The organism is Arthrobacter sp. UCD-GKA (assembly GCF_001863355.1).
In the GTDB taxonomy this organism is placed as follows: Bacteria; Actinomycetota; Actinomycetes; order Actinomycetales; family Micrococcaceae; genus Paeniglutamicibacter.
In genome coordinates this window covers 237446-250366 of record NZ_MOLR01000003.1, presented here as the reverse complement: position 1 = coordinate 250366, position 12921 = coordinate 237446, and the positions used below count along the sequence as shown (strand labels likewise).

Sequence of the window (12921 nt, the reverse complement as noted above, 5' to 3'; positions counted from 1 at the left end):
TCGGAGGCGTTGCCACCGGAATCCACGGCCCGCTGGTGAGGCCTGCCCGGCATCCGCTCCGGGCGGATGCCGGCGGCAGGATTATGCCTGGACGCTGACCCGGTCCCCGTTGAGGGCCCGTGCTTTCGGGAGGACTTCCCTAGAGAACAGTTCAAGGCTTTCCTGTGCCTGATCGTAGGGCATCCCTCCGAAACACGGGGCAATGATGAGTTCGAAGTCGCCCAGTACGTCCCTGATGGCTTCGATCTGGCCCAGAATCCGCTCGGGGTTACCCCACAACGCGGTTTCGGCGTACTTATCTGCCGCACCCTGAAGCCCGGCTTCCTTGATCCGCCTAGCACCATCCGCGTAGCGTTCGTAGCCCTTGGTTGTGGCAAAGTGGTCGCCGGCCATCTCGTAGTGGTCCACGTTCGAATGGAAGAACCGCGAGATGTACTCGAAGTGGCGCTCCTGGGCCAATGAGTCGTCTTCGTGGCAGTACATATTTACATTCAGGCAGATCGGCGGCGCGACTTCTCCGTGCGTCTTCTCGTAGAGCTCGCGGTAGGTATTGAAGTTACCCATGAGGTCAGGCACGGGGCGGACGATGAACGACATCAGCCGCGCCTTCAAGTTGACTGCCGAGACTAGGGAATCCGGCGATCCTGCGACGCAGTAGCGGCGGTCGGCAAAGGAGGCACGCGGGCCAGGCCGGAGTTCGGCGCGGGGCTGCTTGTAAAAGGGGCCGTCCCCTTCGATCACACCGGTTTCAACGGCTTCGAAGATCATGGCGGAAGCTTCGTCGAATCGTTCGCGCGTTTCCTCAAGTGGGATGTTGAAGGGCACATATTCCTTGCGGGACAGCCCACGGCCCACGCCCAGAAGCAAGCGTCCCTTGGACAGGGTATCGACCATGAGAGCCTTCTCGGCTACTCGGAGCGGTGAGTTCCAGGGGACGATGACGGCACCGGTGCCAAGCCCGATGGTTTCCGTCTGGCCCGCGATGTTCGCCAGGACCAGAAGATTATCTGGGCACATGGAGTAGTCACTGAAGTGGTGCTCGACGGCCCATACACTGTCATAGCCCAGAGCCTCCGCGCGGACAGCCAGATCCACCTCTGCGTGGTACATCTCTTCGTCAGACAGGCTTTCATCCAATTTTCCAAAACCAAGGTTGATTCCTACATTCAGCATTGTTCGTCCCTCCGGTGAAATTCTTCTACGTGGATTCCTACACCTGCCATCGGTGTAATTGTTATCACACTATCGACGGTTCAAAGATGAAAGTGTCTCATTTTGAGACTGTCAAGACCTGGTCATCAAATGCGGGCAGTGGCGAGCTCGGCTGCCCAGTTAAACGCCGGCGGACCGGCGTCTATCCCGCTTTCGCGTAGACCAACGCCGGCCCCTCACACCAGGCGATTGGAGGGCTGATGCGCGCCCTGCAGGATCATCCTGCTTGGGGCACCTTCCGTCGCTTCCGTTTCACGGCAGATGCCACTGATTTCATCAAATGGGAAAGGCCTCGCGGCTCGAAGACCATCACCAGGACCAACGCGAGTCCATAAGCCAACAGTCCAACCTGTCCCACCGGAATACCAAAGGACGCCGTGTCGTTGTCCGCCTTAAGGAAGGGCAGCAGCTGCCCGTACTGGGCAGCCAGCACCGGGATGCTAGCTATGACCGCCGCTCCCAGAATCGGCCCCCACGCGGCGCCGAGCCCTCCGACAACCGTGATGATCAGCAGCTCCAAGCCCATGTTGATGCCGAACTGTTCGGCATTCACGTAGCGCAGCTGCGCCAACAGAAGGCCACCAGCAAGCCCCCCGAAGGCTCCGGCCAGGATGAACGCCTTGACCTTAACCGCACTGGTGTTGATGCCTGCAAGCTGGGCCGCGGTCTCGTCTTCCCGCACCGCGACCATCGACCGCCCGAATTTGCTCTTCAACATGTTCGCCACGACGACCATGCTGACGATGAGCATGATCCATACGAGGATGAAAAGCCCTGCGTTATACGAATATTTCATCCCGAATAGAACCGGTGCCCCGAAATCAAGGAAACCCACCGACAATTTAGGAGAACCCGAGATTCCTGAGTTTCCACCGGTGAGGGCCGGCAGGTTCACGAAAACGTAGTGCCCGATGAAGATCATGCCCAAGCTCAGGATTACCTGGAACACACCCTTGAGCCGCAGGGTCAGCGGCGCGATGGCAGCTGCCACCATTGCGCTCACTACGACACAACCCGGAAGCCAGATCACCAGCGGTAACTCCAGCAGCGCGCCAAGTCCAATACCGGCGAAGGCGCCGACCCCGATGAACACGCTATGCGAGAGGGAAATGATCCCCGTGTAACCGGTTAGAACGTTCAGGCCAACAACAGCCACGGCATAAATGCCGATGGTGACTCCTAGGGAAATCACGAACGGGTTTGAGACGGTCAGCGGAATCAGCACCACTGCGGCCACTGCCGCGACGAACCATGCCAAGTGCGCACGGGTCCTGAACAATCTAATCGAGGAACGAGCCCTGCCAGTCGACTCTGGAGAGGGCCCCCGATCCTTTCCATGGGCTCCCGTACGGGATGCCTGTGGCATCGTAGTAGTCGTCATGGCCTATGCCTTCCGGGTTTCGAATGTCTTGGCGAATCCGCCGGGTTTGACCACGAGGATCACGATCAGGATTATCCAGGGCAAGGCCGAGGCGAATCCCTGCCCGAGGCTGTCCGGCGCATAGCCCGAGGCATAGGTCTGAACTAGGCCTAGGACCAACCCGCCGTAGATGCAGCCGGGCAAAGAACCCAACCCTCCGAGAATCAGCGCCGGAAGCGCGGTGAAAGCCACCGCGTCGAGGGTCGGGACCAGCCCTCCGCCGATCTCCGTGGCCAGGACCATGCCGGCCAGAACCGCGGCGGAGGCCGTCATGACCCAGGCCACCGCAGCAATGATATGGGGGTTGATACCCTGCGCTCTCGCAGCACCGGTATCGCTGGCAATGGCCCTCATGGCCACGCCGGATTTGGTGTGCTGGATGATGTAGTAGAACACGGACAGGAGTGCCATGCTCAAGATAAGAGCCCAGATGTCCCGCTGCGCGACGGATATCTCCCCGAACCGAACCACTGCCAGGCCCCATGGGTCACCAATGAGCCTCGTCGACGAGCCCCAGAAACTGATTATCAGGGCCTGGACGACGGAGATCAGGCCCAGGCTCAGCAGCAACACCGCCATATGCTCGATCGATTTGTGCCCCTTGCCGCTCAGCCGAGAAAATAGAAACCTTTCGGCAAGCAGGCCCAATCCCGCGGAGATGATGATTGCGCCGATCACCGCGGCCAGGAACGGCAACCTCATACCCATATGGAGCTGGTAGGTCAGGTAAGCACCCAGGACGACGATGGCCCCTGGCAGCATGTTGAAGTGCCCGGTGGCCTTCAGAAGCACGGCAAAACCGATGGCCACCAGCGCATAGATGACGCCCAGGGAAACCCCGGATACCGTCAACTGGATGAAACTATTCACTTGCTGCCACCTTTTCCGCTTGTTCCTGCTCAGACTGGTTCACGTTGTCCGACGTCCCTAGGTAGGCCTCGATGACCCGACTGTTGCGTTGGATCTCTGCTGGCGTTCCGAGCCCGATGACCTCGCCGAAATCGAGCGCAAGGATCCGGTCGGAGATGCTCATGACCATGTGTACGTCGTGCTCGATCAGGACGATGGTCAGGTTGAGCTCTTCCTTCACCTGTAACACGTACCGGATGAAATCCCCGGTTTCTTCCTTGTTCATGCCGGCTACTGGCTCGTCGAGAAGCATCAGCCTCGGGTATGAGGCAACTGCCTTGGCCAGCTCGACGCGTTTACGGGTTCCATAGGGCAGCGTTGACACCACATAGTCCCGCCAATAGGTCAGGTCCATCAGCTCCATGAGCTCGTCGGCACGTATACGCGCGGCCAGTTCTGCCCGCATGGTGGAGGGCCAGGCCAGCGCTGCCGAGAGCGCGCCGCCTCGGATCTGCCGGTGGCTTCCCACCAAGATGTTTTCCGCCACGGTCATTGACCCGAAGAGCCCGAGGTTCTGGAAAGTCCGGCCGATCCCACGCCCGGCAATCTGGTGTGGTTTCAACCCGGCCAGGGATCGCCCCTCGAAGGCGATGCTACCCTCCGATTTGGCAAGCCCGCTCAGGCAGTTGAACAGCGAGGTCTTACCTGCGCCGTTGGGGCCCAGGATCGAGAACAGTTCGCCCTCATCAACGTCGAAATTAATGTCTTTCAGAGCCGATACTCCCCCATAACGCAGGCTTAGGGATTCAACCTTCAACATGGGCGGGCTCCTTTCCAGGATCCTGTGGTGCTTGATCGCTCTTTCCCAGATACAGGTTGTTCAGGGAATCATCGGCCAGCAGCTGGGCGGCCGTCCCGGCATGGGCGATCCTGTGGCTGTCTAGGGCGTATGCATAGTCCGCAATGGAGAGGGCGATCGCCGCGTTTTGTTCAATGAGCAGCACGCTACATCCACGCCGATTGATTTCGACGATGATGTCCCTGATCTGACTGACGATCAGCGGGGCCAACCCCAAAGACGGTTCATCCAGGAGTAGCAGCCTTGGAGATTGCATTAGCGCCCGTCCGACAGCCAGCATCTGCTGTTCACCGCCGGAAAGGAGCCCTGCATGCAGGTCCTTCTTGCGTTCGAGCACGGGGAACAACTCCATAACTTCCTTCCGTGCGTTGGCTGCTGCTTCCCTGCGCTGGGTGTGGGCACCGGCGCGCAGGTTGTCATCTACGGACATATTGGCGAAGACCCGGCGGCCCTCCATCGAAATAGACAGACCCCGCTTAATCCGCGACCACTGGGTTTCCTTGTCGACGCGTTGACCCAGCAACGCTATGGATCCGCCGGTGACGCTTCCGCCGAAGGCATCCAGTTGGCCGGCCACCGAGCGAAGCAATGTGCTCTTCCCTGCCCCGTTGACGCCCAACAAAGCAACGATTTCACCTTCATGAACGTCCAGGCTGACGTTTTCCAGCGCCCTGATGGCACCGCCGCTGTAGGCGATGGAGAGATCCTCGACCGAAAGCACCTTGGCAGTCGAAGCGCGGTCCGGCGATGCCCGTCCCGTGAGTCTATTGATTTTCATGTGACCCTTTCCGCAAGTCGCGTGAGGGGCCGCCCAGGGCGGCCCCTCATCCGATCAGTTGTTGCTGGCTGCGACAATCTTTTCGCTGTAATTGACCGCAACGTCCGATTCGAAGCCGAACTTCTCCAGCTTGAGTCCCGTCGGCGCATCCTGGCTGACACTGAAAACGGAAATGCTGGTGCTCGGCCGACGGTCGGCCGGGGAGTCTCCGTATACGAACTTGCCACCCATCAGCCCGAAGTCGTCGTGGGATCCCAGGGACTGGGCCACTTCGAGCAGGTGTTCGCGTGAAAGGTCGCCATCGGCAATGCCTTTTTCGATCACGGCCGAGGTCACGATGGCTGCCGCATACCCCGTTTGGTAGGCGTTGGCAACGGGCTTGGCGTTGGGCAGCGTGGCGGCAAGATCCTCTTCAAGCATCTTCTGGCCGAGGACCGTTTCATCGCCCCATTCGGTTCCGGTCACGAGGAACTTCACGTTCTTCTTGATGTAGTCGGCGGCCGGACCGGTCGCCAGGGTGTCGTTGTAAGCAGTGTTACCGGCTAGCCACGTGGCAKTGAAGTTCAGCTGAACTGCGCGGGTTGCCGCGTTCTGCACCACCGCACCGGCACCACCCAGGTCCACGACCTCGCAGCCGTCGTTCTGTAGCCGGGCGATCTGCGGAGTGAAATCAGAGTGTCCCGTGGGGTAGCGCACGGAAACTCCGCGGTCCAGGCTCAGTTCTTCCGTGGCAAAGGTGAAGCCTTCCTCAACCTTGGTCCCGAAATCGTCGTCCTGGAGCAGGGCGCAGAAGCGTGCCCCCTGCATTTCCCCTTCCTCCGCCAGATACTGCACCGCAGCAGCGTGGTACACCCCGTAGAACGGTCCGAACGTCAGGAAGTTCGGGTCCTTGAAGGTGTCCTCGTCATTTGCGTTGAGCACCGCCAACATGTTGTCGGCCTTGATCTGTGGCAACAGGGCCTTGGCAATTGCGGTGCCCAAGAGCTGGTTGACCATTAGGACTTCGTTCTGTAGCTGCCCGTAAAGCGGGACGGCAACGGAGGGGTTGTATTCGGTGTCAACGTTCTTGACGACGACTTTGTATCCGTCCAAGGGTGCGCCGGGTTGTGTAACTCGGTGGAAATACGCCTCGGCACCGTCGATATTGGCCACTGCGGCTTCCCAGACCCCCGAGGTTGGAATCATGGTGCCAACGGTAATAGTCTTGGTCGCCGGGTCGAACCCCGGAACCGCGGCGAGAGTGGCTGCTTCGGCACCGGGAGCTGGCTCCCCTGCGTTGCCGGTGGGCGTTCCCGCGCATCCGGCCAACACCAATGAACCTGCTGCCAAGGCAGCGAAAAGCATGTGTCGTGTTCTCAAGGCGAATCACTTTCGTTGAAGTTGCAGGGCTTCTGTGCCATGCGGGATTTATGCTGGGAGATTTGTTTCTGCTGGTTGGAGGATTTCAGGTCAGTCCGTACAAGGGATGACCGGCAGGCTCAAGTGCATGGTTTTTTCCGGCCCGAAGTGCAGGCTCTGGGAAAATTCCCGGATATCCCCGGCTGTGTTCTCGGCGATGGGTCGCCCCGTCCCAAGATTTCTGTCATAGCAGGGGAAGTTGGAACCCGCGATGTCAATGCGGATTCGGTGCCCCTTGGCAAACAGCTGGCTCGTAGCCACGAGGGAAACTGTGATTTGATATTCCTTCCCGGGCTCAACCGGGCTTGGGTGGTTCATCCCGTTTCGGTAACGCAGGCGCAGGATGCCATCGGCGACGCCCAGGGCCCTTCCATCGGGGCGCTCATCGATGAGGCGAACAGTGAAATCCGCATCCTTGGCGCTCGTGGAGACCGTGAGCGTGGCACTGACGGGTCCGGTGACTTCAAGGTCTGATTCCAACGGTTCCGAAACGAACCTGAGTATGTCCGCGCGCCCGTCAAGGATCCGTTGATCGCGGGTGCCGGGCTGGTAGTGCATACCACCATCGATCCCTCCCTGCATGAGGGTCCGGCCTCCCACTGTCGGAACCGGGTCAAGCGGATCAGTGGTGAACTCAAGGATGCCTTCACCCACTTGGGACCCGGGGGGCAACAGCTGGGATTCTGGCGTGAAGTTCCAGTCCTGCCATTGCGTGCGCGCAAGCGGCCATTCCTGTTCGGAACGCCAGATATTCGCACCCATAACAAACAGCTGCACTGGCGGAAGGCTGGAGGCTTCTCGTTCCACCGCGGACCTGAGGAATCCGATTTGTTGCCGTTCCAGTCCGAAGACAGCTGCGTTTCCTGCCGGATAGAACATTTCCCCGGCGTTCCCTGTCTGGTCAGTGTGGGTCCACGGGCCGATTATCAGATGTTGTGATGCCCTGATGGAAACATTCTCGGCGGCAGTGCTGATCGTAGTGTAGTTATCCAACGTGCCCGAGAGGAAAAGGTCGTACCACCCTCCGATGTGGAGCACCGGTACGTTGGTCTTTACCCGTTCATCGGTGAAGCTGAAGGAACTCCAGTAGTCCTGATTCGTTTCGTTCTCCACCCATTTCCTCCAAGTAGGGAGCACCTCGTTGATGGCTGGCAGGTTGCTCGATGGCAGCACGCGGTATGCTTCGTTGAGGTTCCCGGCAAGACTTCTGAATGCCTGAACGAGCCGGGCTTTCTCCTCAGGGTTGGAGGTGGGCTGATCGGCAAGCGTCTGGGCTACCTTCAGCACGTGCCAGCCGAGCCCCTGGCCCAGCTGGAAGGCACCCTGCTGGTAGGCAAGGCCATCGCGGTAGTTGTGTGTGGTCACCATCTGGACCATGCCGGCCAGCCCCCCAGGCATAGAACCGGCGATTGCGTTCTGGGTCATGCCCAAGTAGGACTGTCCCAACATGACGACGTTCCCGTCGCACCATTCCCGCGACCGTAGCCAAGCAAGCGAATCAAGCCCGTCCGGCTTCTCATTTTCGAAGGCCACGAGCTCCCCCTCGGACCCGAATGACCCTCGGCAGTACTGGATCACGACGGAGAACCCTGCTTCCAAGGCCGTCCTGATGGGGGCATTGCGCTGCATGGGCTCACTGTAGGGCGTTCTCATGAAGAGGACCGGAGTCGGCGCGTTGCCGGTGGCACGGTAGGTTTCGGTACGCAGCCTGATGCCGTCACGCATAGGCACGAATTCCGTGTCCCAGAATGCGGATACCGCGGTTTCCTGATTGGTCATAGGTGTCATAAACAGCCGCCTTGAAATGTAGTCGGTCCCGATCCTGGGGTCGCGCCTCAGTACATGCGAGTGATGTGTGACACAAACCTATTCGCGGTCTCGCCTACTTTGCGTCTCACTTTGAGACATCTTGAAGATATCAAGCAATTCCACCAGCTCCCGGAACTCAAAGTCGCTTGTGACGTGGGTGGGGCTTCCGCTTATGGGCGCGACAGATCTCCCGAGGGTCCCTTGTCGGAACCCTCGGGAGACCTGTCAAATGCGGTTTGTGGCTAGTTTGGTTCGATGGTGATGACGGCGGGCCCGGCATGGGCGGCGTCGGTCTTGGCGCCAGTGGCCGAAGTGACGGCGCGCGAGACGCAGCAGTTCATCTTCGTGCCCTGGCGCTGCTGGCGCTCGGAATAGAACACGTCGCGGTGGTCGATGGCACCGGAGACCTCGGTGATGCGGACCTCGCAGAGCCCGCATTCTCCCTTGCGGCAGTCGAACATTATCTCCGCGCCCGCGTCCTCGAGGGCCTCGAGCATGGAGCGGCCCTGCGGGACCGTGACCTCCAGGTTGAGCTTGGGAACCCTGACGATGAATTCCTCGGGGTCGTACCAGCCGCTGTTGCCGAAGGTCTCGTAACGAAGGTTGGGCAAATCCAGCTCGCGCTCCACCCAGGTGCGGCGCACCGCGTCCATCAGCCGGATGGGCCCGCACATGTACAGCTCGGTGTCCGCGTCGGCGCGGCACACCACCGCGGGGACCTTCAGCGAGCTGCCCTCGTCATCGACGTGCACCTCGAGCCGCTCGCCGTGCAGTTCGGACAGTTCTTCCAGGTACGCCATGGCGCTGCGGCTGCGTCCGACGTACACCAGCGTGTAGTCGGCCTTCAGCCGTTTGAGCACCGCTGCCATGTTGGCGATCGCGGTGATGCCGATGCCTCCGGCGAGCAGGATGTAGCGCCGGGCGCCGACGCGCAGCGGGAAGTTCTGCAGCGGCTGGGTGATTTCAAGTCGCTGCCCCGGAACGAGTGAGTGCATGAAGATCGAGCCTCCCCGCGAGAGCGGCGCCTTCATCACGCTGATCACCAGCCGGGTCCCGTCGTGGTTCGATTCCACCACCGAGTAGGAGCGTTTTGCCTGTTCCCCGTTGATTTCGACCATGAGGTCCACGTGCGATCCCGGCTCGGCCTTGAGCGGCAGGGAGGGTATGAGCACGATGCGTGCAATGCCGTCGGCGACCGGAACCACCTGTTCGACGGTTGCCGATTGCCAGGTTTCAATGTTGGTTGCTGCCATGGTCCTTGTCCGTATCCTTCGCTGTCCGTCTCCGCCTTAGGCGGAGGTGGCCAGGCGTCCCTCGGCGGCCAGCATCGCTTCGAGGATGCGGCGCACCCACATGCCGCCCGAGTCGATGTTCAGGTTGTAAAACTCGTAGTCCGGGTTGGCGTCGATGGCTGCCTGCTGGGCCATGAGCATTTCCTCGTCCTCGCCAAAGACCCCGTGCACGCCGTCGCGCAGCTGGGTGGTGATCAGCTGGCTGTCCAGGCAGTAGTTGCGCATGAAGGCCCAGAAATAGTGGGAGGACCTGTCGGTTTCCGGGGTGATGGTGTTCATTACGAAGCCGTTGACACCCTGGCTGCGGTCGCCTTCCGGTGCACCGGTGCCGGCCTTGGCCACGCCCACGTCGATGCTGATGGTGGAGGGCGCCTCGAAGTTGATGATCTGCCAGCGGTCGACCTTGCCTTCGAAACCGGGGAACTTGTCACGCATGTTCTTGAGCCAAAACGGCGGGGCGTCGATGTTGTGCATCCAGCGCGTGACGGTCACCTTGTTGCCCTCGCGCACGGTGACAAAGTCGGACTCGCTGAGTTCCTCCTGGCCGATCGTGGAGGAATGGACGAACTCCTCGTGGGTCAGGTCCATGAGGTTGTCCAGCACCAGCTGGAAGTTGCAGGCCGCGTGGATGGTCAGCCCGTCTCCAGCCCACTCGTCGGACGTCATCTGGTGCATGTCCGGCACCAGGTCCGGGTCGGCCAGCGTCGGGTCGCCCATCCAGATCCACACATAGCGGTAGCGCTCCACGACGGGGAACGAGGGGACGGTGGCGGACGGGTTGATGGTTTCCTGCGCCGGCATGGAGACGCAGCGGCCGGCCGAGTTGTAGATGATGCCGTGGTACGGGCACTGGATGGTGTCCTTTTCCATGGTCTTGCCCATGGACAGCGGTGCCAGCCGGTGCCAGCAGGCATCCGCCAGCGCGACGGCCCTGCCGTCCTCGGTGCGGTAGAGGGCCACGGGCCGGTTGGCAATGCGGCGGGACATCGGCTTGCGGGTGACCTCGTGGTCCCAGCCGGCCACGTACCAGGCGTTCAGCGGGTGGGGCAGGACCTTGTTGGTGGTGGAGCTTGTCGTGGCGACGACGGTCATGGGGTTTTCCTTTCGATACGGCAGCAAAACTACCTATCGACATAGTTAGTGGTGTTGGTCATAGACTAACTGCGGATATAGTGATTTGCAACACCCGTGACCGCCGAAAGTTGCTATGAGTCTCCGTAACGCATTGTTCGCCCTGCTCGTTGTCGAGCCGATGACCGGATACGACCTGCACAAGCAGTTCGAGTCCTCGGTCGGTCACGTGTGGCACGCCCCCGACTCGCAGATCTATCCGGAGCTCAGGCGCATGGAGTCCGAGGGCCTGCTCGAAGGCGAGGAAATCCCCTGGGGCCCGCGTGGCAAGAAGCGCCAGTACCACGTGACCGAGGCGGGCAAGGCTGCATTCAGGAACTGGATGAACACCCCGCTGGAATACGCCCGCACCCGCGACCCCGCACACCTCAAGGCCGCCTATCTGGAATGGGCGGATCCGGATGCCGCCCGGGAGCAGTTGCGCGCCCACATCGAACACCACACGGGGCTTCTGGGCCAATGGCGCGAAAAGGTCAGGGAAATCGAGGATGGCTCCAGCGCCATGCTCAACCGGCGCCTGGCCAACACCCCGGAGGCCGACCGCGAAAAGACCAGCGCCTACAAGATCTACACCTACGAGGGGCTCATGTCCCAGGCGGAGGCAGAAATCGCCTGGGCCCGGCGCGGACTCAAGCTCATCGACCGGCTCAACGGCTGACCGCCAGCCCCATTCGCCCCGAGCCGGCCACCGCTGGGCCGCCCTTGTAAACTCCCGGAACCTGTAGCTCAATGGCATGGAAGGCACTCGAGCGTGCCATGGCAAGACGGAGGATGGGAACATGTTGCTGGATGGGGTCAACCACATCGCGATCATCTCAAACGATGTCGGAAAACTGGGCGAGTTCTACCGAAAGGTCTTCGACGCGCAGGTGGGACCGACCCGCAACCACGGCCCGGGCGAGACCATGACAAACATCAGGATCGGGCCGGGCACGGAACTCAATGTCTTCGTGATCGACGGGAACGCCGAGGCACGACGGCAGACCCCGATGTGGGGCCGCGGACGCATCGACCACCTCGGCCTTGCAGCCGCCTCCCGGCCGGCCTTCGAGACCATCCGCAACCGGCTCATCGCCTCCGGAGCGGGAGACGGGAGAATCAACGACTTCGGTTCCGTGCTCAGTATGTTCTTCCGGGACCCGGACGGACTCGAGGGCGAGGTGGTCATTCCCAAGGAATGACCGACCCTCCCCCTGGCCATGGACACCATCGTGCATCCGGGATATACCTATGGGGATAGGCAATGATGCCGATCTGCCCCACGGGGCACGAAAGGGGCACCACCGATGACAACGGATCATCCCGGCACCACCTCCGGGGGCTTGCTGAACGGATTCTCCCTGGAAATGACGGGCAAGGACATCCCCGCACTCCAAGCAGCAGCCCCGTCCCTGCCGCCCGGAACCCCCGTCAACGTCACTTTCCTGGGCAACGAGGATGTGTCGATGCGGGTGGCCGCGGCGGCAGCCGTCAAAGAAGCCGGACTGCATCCAGTGCCGCACATTTCGGCGCGCAGGCTGGCATCCACCGGCGAGCTCGACGGCTTCCTTGAGGCGCTGGTGCAGGTCGGGTCCGGAAGCCACGTCTTCGCCGTCGGCGGCGACCCGACCGAACCCATGGGCCCTTTCCCCGATTCGCTGTCGCTGATCACCTCCGGGCGGCTCGAGGCCTTCGGAGTGAACGCGGTGTCGATCGCCGGCTATCCCGACGGCCATTCCGAAATCGAGGCCGACGCACTCTGGTCGGCCCTCGAGGCCAAGAGTGCCGCCCTTCGGGAGAGGGGATTCGAGGGCGAAATCATCACCCAGTTCGGGTTCGACACCGTCCCGGTCCTGGACTGGCTAACCACGTTGCGTGAGCGCGGCATCACGTTGCCGGTGCGGATCGGGGTACCCGGTCCGGCTGGCATCAAGCGACTGCTGGGCTATGCCCGACGGTTCGGAGTCGCTTCCTCCGCCGGGATCGCCAAGCGCTACGGATTTTCCCTGGGGAACCTGCTCGGGACCGCCGGGCCCGAGCGCTTCGTTGCCGACCTGGCCCGGGACTACGACCCGGCACGCCATGGGGAGATCAAGCTGCACTTCTACACCTTCGGCGGCATCAAGACCACCGCGGACTGGGTTGCGACGCACCTCTGAGACGGGGACCAGGAGCATGCAGAACCGACGGCGGC

The 12921-nt window shown here is 61.3% G+C and carries 12 protein-coding genes; 3 read left to right on the top strand and 9 right to left on the bottom strand.

Features of this window, described 5'->3' with window-relative positions:
- Nucleotides 1-81 precede the first annotated feature (81 nt).
- The 9 genes from BLJ79_RS06200 to BLJ79_RS06160 all read right to left on the bottom strand — a co-directional run bounded on the left by BLJ79_RS06200 (nt 82) and on the right by BLJ79_RS06160 (nt 10709).
- Entirely contained in the window at nt 82-1173 is a 1092-nt protein-coding gene (locus BLJ79_RS06200; RefSeq protein ID WP_083411038.1) for an LLM class flavin-dependent oxidoreductase, read from the bottom strand.
- Between the two features lie 256 nt (nt 1174-1429).
- Nucleotides 1430-2470 (bottom strand): branched-chain amino acid ABC transporter permease, encoded by a 1041-nt coding sequence (locus tag BLJ79_RS06195; protein WP_071213822.1) that lies wholly within the window; start codon nt 2468-2470, stop codon nt 1430-1432.
- Nucleotides 2471-2596: 126 nt separating this feature from the next.
- A complete protein-coding gene (locus tag BLJ79_RS06190; protein WP_071213821.1) occupies nt 2597-3502 on the bottom strand; it encodes a branched-chain amino acid ABC transporter permease in 906 nt (301 codons plus the stop codon).
- A complete protein-coding gene (locus BLJ79_RS06185) occupies nt 3495-4301 on the bottom strand; it encodes an ABC transporter ATP-binding protein (RefSeq protein ID WP_071213820.1) in 807 nt (268 codons plus the stop codon). Before BLJ79_RS06185 ends, BLJ79_RS06190 begins: the two co-directional genes overlap by 8 nt.
- Nucleotides 4288-5118 carry an ABC transporter ATP-binding protein gene (locus BLJ79_RS06180; RefSeq protein ID WP_071213819.1) on the bottom strand — a complete coding sequence of 277 codons (831 nt, stop codon included), beginning with the start codon at nt 5116-5118 and terminating at the stop codon, nt 4288-4290. Before BLJ79_RS06180 ends, BLJ79_RS06185 begins: the two co-directional genes overlap by 14 nt.
- Before the next feature lie 54 nt (nt 5119-5172).
- The gene (locus tag BLJ79_RS06175) at nt 5173-6462 is read right to left on the bottom strand and encodes an ABC transporter substrate-binding protein (protein ID WP_071213818.1); all 1290 of its coding nucleotides are present in this window, start codon (nt 6460-6462) and stop codon (nt 5173-5175) included.
- A 105-nt stretch (nt 6463-6567) separates the two neighbouring features.
- The gene (locus tag BLJ79_RS06170) at nt 6568-8295 is read right to left on the bottom strand and encodes a CocE/NonD family hydrolase (protein ID WP_175475405.1); all 1728 of its coding nucleotides are present in this window, start codon (nt 8293-8295) and stop codon (nt 6568-6570) included.
- Nucleotides 8296-8567: 272 nt separating this feature from the next.
- The gene (locus BLJ79_RS06165) at nt 8568-9578 is read right to left on the bottom strand and encodes a PDR/VanB family oxidoreductase (protein WP_071213816.1); all 1011 of its coding nucleotides are present in this window, start codon (nt 9576-9578) and stop codon (nt 8568-8570) included.
- A 36-nt stretch (nt 9579-9614) separates the two neighbouring features.
- Entirely contained in the window at nt 9615-10709 is a 1095-nt protein-coding gene (locus BLJ79_RS06160; protein ID WP_071213815.1) for an aromatic ring-hydroxylating oxygenase subunit alpha, read from the bottom strand.
- Nucleotides 10710-10824: 115 nt separating this feature from the next.
- On the opposite strand from BLJ79_RS06160, the gene BLJ79_RS06155 reads away from it, so the two are divergent.
- The 3 genes from BLJ79_RS06155 to BLJ79_RS06145 all read left to right on the top strand — a co-directional run bounded on the left by BLJ79_RS06155 (nt 10825) and on the right by BLJ79_RS06145 (nt 12886).
- Nucleotides 10825-11406 (top strand): PadR family transcriptional regulator, encoded by a 582-nt coding sequence (locus BLJ79_RS06155; RefSeq protein ID WP_071213814.1) that lies wholly within the window; start codon nt 10825-10827, stop codon nt 11404-11406.
- Between the two features lie 121 nt (nt 11407-11527).
- On the top strand, nt 11528-11929 hold the full coding sequence (locus tag BLJ79_RS06150; RefSeq protein ID WP_071213813.1) for a VOC family protein: 402 nt from the start codon (nt 11528-11530) through the stop codon (nt 11927-11929).
- A gap of 105 nt (nt 11930-12034) precedes the next feature.
- Nucleotides 12035-12886 (top strand): methylenetetrahydrofolate reductase, encoded by an 852-nt coding sequence (locus tag BLJ79_RS06145; protein ID WP_071213812.1) that lies wholly within the window; start codon nt 12035-12037, stop codon nt 12884-12886.
- Nucleotides 12887-12921 lie beyond the last annotated feature (35 nt).

What these genes read in the sequence shown, in the direction of transcription:
- BLJ79_RS06150 (WP_071213813.1), top strand. Translation starts at nt 11,528, where the DNA reads ATGTTGCTGGATGGGGTCAACCACATCGCGATCATCTCAAACGATGTC.
- BLJ79_RS06170 (WP_175475405.1), bottom strand. Translation starts at nt 8,295, where the DNA reads ATGACCAATCAGGAAACCGCGGTATCCGCATTCTGGGACACGGAATTC.
- BLJ79_RS06200 (WP_083411038.1), bottom strand. Translation starts at nt 1,173, where the DNA reads ATGCTGAATGTAGGAATCAACCTTGGTTTTGGAAAATTGGATGAAAGC.
- BLJ79_RS06160 (WP_071213815.1), bottom strand. Translation starts at nt 10,709, where the DNA reads ATGACCGTCGTCGCCACGACAAGCTCCACCACCAACAAGGTCCTGCCC.
- BLJ79_RS06180 (WP_071213819.1), bottom strand. Translation starts at nt 5,118, where the DNA reads ATGAAAATCAATAGACTCACGGGACGGGCATCGCCGGACCGCGCTTCG.
- BLJ79_RS06155 (WP_071213814.1), top strand. Translation starts at nt 10,825, where the DNA reads ATGAGTCTCCGTAACGCATTGTTCGCCCTGCTCGTTGTCGAGCCGATG.
- BLJ79_RS06165 (WP_071213816.1), bottom strand. Translation starts at nt 9,578, where the DNA reads ATGGCAGCAACCAACATTGAAACCTGGCAATCGGCAACCGTCGAACAG.
- BLJ79_RS06185 (WP_071213820.1), bottom strand. Translation starts at nt 4,301, where the DNA reads ATGTTGAAGGTTGAATCCCTAAGCCTGCGTTATGGGGGAGTATCGGCT.
- BLJ79_RS06145 (WP_071213812.1), top strand. Translation starts at nt 12,035, where the DNA reads ATGACAACGGATCATCCCGGCACCACCTCCGGGGGCTTGCTGAACGGA.